This is a genomic window from Mycobacterium sp. TH-M116 (assembly GCF_057473685.1).
This window is the reverse complement of sequence record NZ_JBYCLC010000236.1, coordinates 1-2483: the sequence shown is the minus strand read 5'-3', so window position 1 is coordinate 2483 and position 2483 is coordinate 1. Positions and strand designations below refer to the sequence as shown.

The following is a 2483-nucleotide window of genomic DNA, read 5'->3' as shown; positions in this document are numbered from 1 at the left end:
ACCGCCACCGACGACGTCGGCCGCGTACAGCATCATCGAGTCGCTCACCGCCACCGCCTTGACGCGCTGATCGTCGGCGTAGCGACGGGCCTGGGTCAACGCGGCCTCGATCGCCGTCTGGTGCCCGGTCAGCCAGCCGGGCCGTTTGACCTCCAGCACCAGGTATTTCAGCCCCAGTCGGGTCAACACGATGTCGGCCCGTTCCACCTGCGGCCGGACGTTTTCGATCGGCCAGTCCAGGACGGTGGTGAAAAGGTTCTCCAGGATGTTTTCGGCGACCTTCTCGACGGGCTGCCCGCCTCCGCCTTGCCGCAGGCGTCTGCGGCGCTCGACGGCAAACGCCGGCCACGTCGTCTGGATGCGTTCGGCGCAGGTGCGGTAGGCGGCCAGCCTGCTGACCGAGTCACCATCCGCAGCGGGCCTGACGGTGTCGACCATGTCTGATTCCGACATGCGTCGAGGGTAGACAGACCGCGGCCGTCGGTGCGGTGTTTCGGCGCAGCGACTTCAGCACAACGCCCCGCGTCGCCCGATGCGACGGCGACCGACTGCCGTTCGGCGCTACCGTGTAGCTCATGACCGAACGCAACCGCCGCTTCCTTCTCCGCCTGCGCCCCTCGGGACGCATCGGCGCGGACACCTTCGAGCTCGGCGAGGAGGCGGTGCCGAACATCGGCGACGGTGAGGCGCTGGTGCGCGTCGACTGGATCTCGCTGGATCCGACCAACCGCATGTGGATCAGCGCCACCCCGACCTACCTGCCGCCGGTCGGCATCGGGGAGGTCATGCGCGGGCTCGGCCTCGGCGAGGTGGTCGCGTCCAACAGCCCGGACTATCGGGTGGGCCAGATGGTGCAGGGTCTGGTCGGCTGGCAGCAGTACGCGGTCGCTTCGGCGGCGGCGCCGCTGATGCCGGTCGAGGTGGCCGAGGGCGTCTCGCCGAGTGCCTATCTCGGCGCGCTGGGCATGACCGGACTGACCGCCTGGGTCGGCATCCGCGACATCGGCAAGCCGAAGCCGGGGGAGACGGTGGTGGTCTCGGCCGCGGCCGGCGCGGTGGGCTCGGTGGCCGGTCAGCTCGCCAAGGCCGCCGGTGCGCGCGTTGTCGGGATCGCCGGCGGACCGGACAAGTGCGCGCTGCTGACCGAGCGGCTCGGCTTCGACGCGGCCGTCGACCACCGCGCCGATGACTGGGCCGCCCAGCTCGCCGCGGCCACGCCCAACGGCATCGACGTCGACTTCGAAAACGTGGGCGGCGACATCATGGACGCCATCTTCGCGCGCCTCAACATCGGTGCGCGGGTGGCGTTGTGCGGCATGATCTCGGGCTACAACGCGGCCGATCCGCCGCCGGGGCCGCGCGCGTTCGGCAACCTGCTCATCCAGCGCGCGACGCTGCAGGGCTTCATCGTCCTCGACCACTTCGGGCGCGCGCCGGAAGCGATCGCCGAGATCGCCGGCCTGATCACCGAGGGCAAGCTCACCCCGCTCGAGACGGTCGTCGAGGGCTTCGAGCAGTTGCCGACGGCCATCAACATGCTCTTCGACGGCACCAACGTCGGCAAGCTCGTCGTCAAGGTCTCCGGCTAGAACGCCTGGGCGGGCGCCTCGTGATCTCGATGGCGCACAACGGTTCTCACCCGATCCGATCCAGCAGACGCGTAGGTCAATCAGCAGAACGGGCGGTTAGCGAGCGTATTGCGACGCACGCGGGCGTGACAGGCGTTGCAACCGTCCCGCTGCGTTGACGCGCTGGAACCCTCACGGATGTGCGCCTGCCATGGCCACCCGATTACTTGCCGTCGACCCTCTGGATGGGGTTGAGCCAGTGCACCTCGCCGAATCGGGCGAAATCCGAGTCCGCGCTGACGATCGTCAGGCCATGCTCGATGCACAGCGCGGCGAGTGCGGCATCGCTGACCAGGTTGCCGCGCAAATCCAAGTCCCGCACAAGTCGCCCGAAAATGCTCCGGTGACTGCGCCCCGGCGCGGGAACCCACGTGGTTGGCGCATCCAGCCAATCCTCGACGAACGCCCACGCCTCCGCCGCGGCCAGGGGCGACCGCAGCGCCCGCGGGTGAGTCGCGATCCGGATGAACGCAGCCACGGAACTCCACGGAATACCGACCCGGCGGTCCCCGTTGAGGGTGTCCTCCAGCCACGTGCGGGCCGGCGGGTGGAACGGGCTGGTCTCATCGACGGCGTAGAGCAAGATGTTGGCGTCGACCAGCACCTCAACGCGCCTCGATGCCGTCGAGGTCCTCGAGCGCTTGGGCTACGTTCGAGACATCTACGCGGATACCGAGTTTGGCGGTCTTCTGCGCGAACGGCCTGCCGGCGTCGCGGGGGAGGAGGCCTTGTCGGATGAGGTGGTTGACCGCCTCGCTGGTGCCGATACCGCGGTCGCGGCGCAACTGCTCCACCGCCTTCGCGGTGTCATCGTCCAAGTCGACCGTCGTACGCACGCGACAATCCTAGCATCAC

General features: G+C 68.9%; 4 protein-coding genes. 1 reads left to right on the top strand and 3 read right to left on the bottom strand.

The window, feature by feature from the left end:
- A partial coding sequence (locus tag AC2VOK_RS11895; RefSeq protein WP_428900641.1) for a type I restriction endonuclease occupies positions 1 to 453 on the bottom strand: 453 nt, incomplete at its 3' end.
- A 122-nt stretch (positions 454 to 575) separates the two neighbouring features.
- Here AC2VOK_RS11895 and AC2VOK_RS11890 point away from each other — a divergent pair.
- On the top strand, positions 576 to 1589 hold the full coding sequence (locus AC2VOK_RS11890) for an NADP-dependent oxidoreductase (RefSeq protein WP_428900640.1): 1014 nt from the start codon (positions 576 to 578) through the stop codon (positions 1587 to 1589).
- 202 nt (positions 1590 to 1791) lie between these two features.
- Here the strand turns inward: AC2VOK_RS11890 and AC2VOK_RS11885 are convergent, their stop codons facing one another.
- Positions 1792 to 2232: a TA system VapC family ribonuclease toxin gene (locus tag AC2VOK_RS11885; protein WP_428900639.1), complete on the bottom strand. Its 441-nt coding sequence runs from the start codon at positions 2230 to 2232 to the stop codon at positions 1792 to 1794.
- 1 nt (position 2233) lies between these two features.
- Positions 2234 to 2464 (bottom strand): ribbon-helix-helix protein, CopG family, encoded by a 231-nt coding sequence (locus tag AC2VOK_RS11880; protein ID WP_428900638.1) that lies wholly within the window; start codon positions 2462 to 2464, stop codon positions 2234 to 2236.
- Positions 2465 to 2483 lie beyond the last annotated feature (19 nt).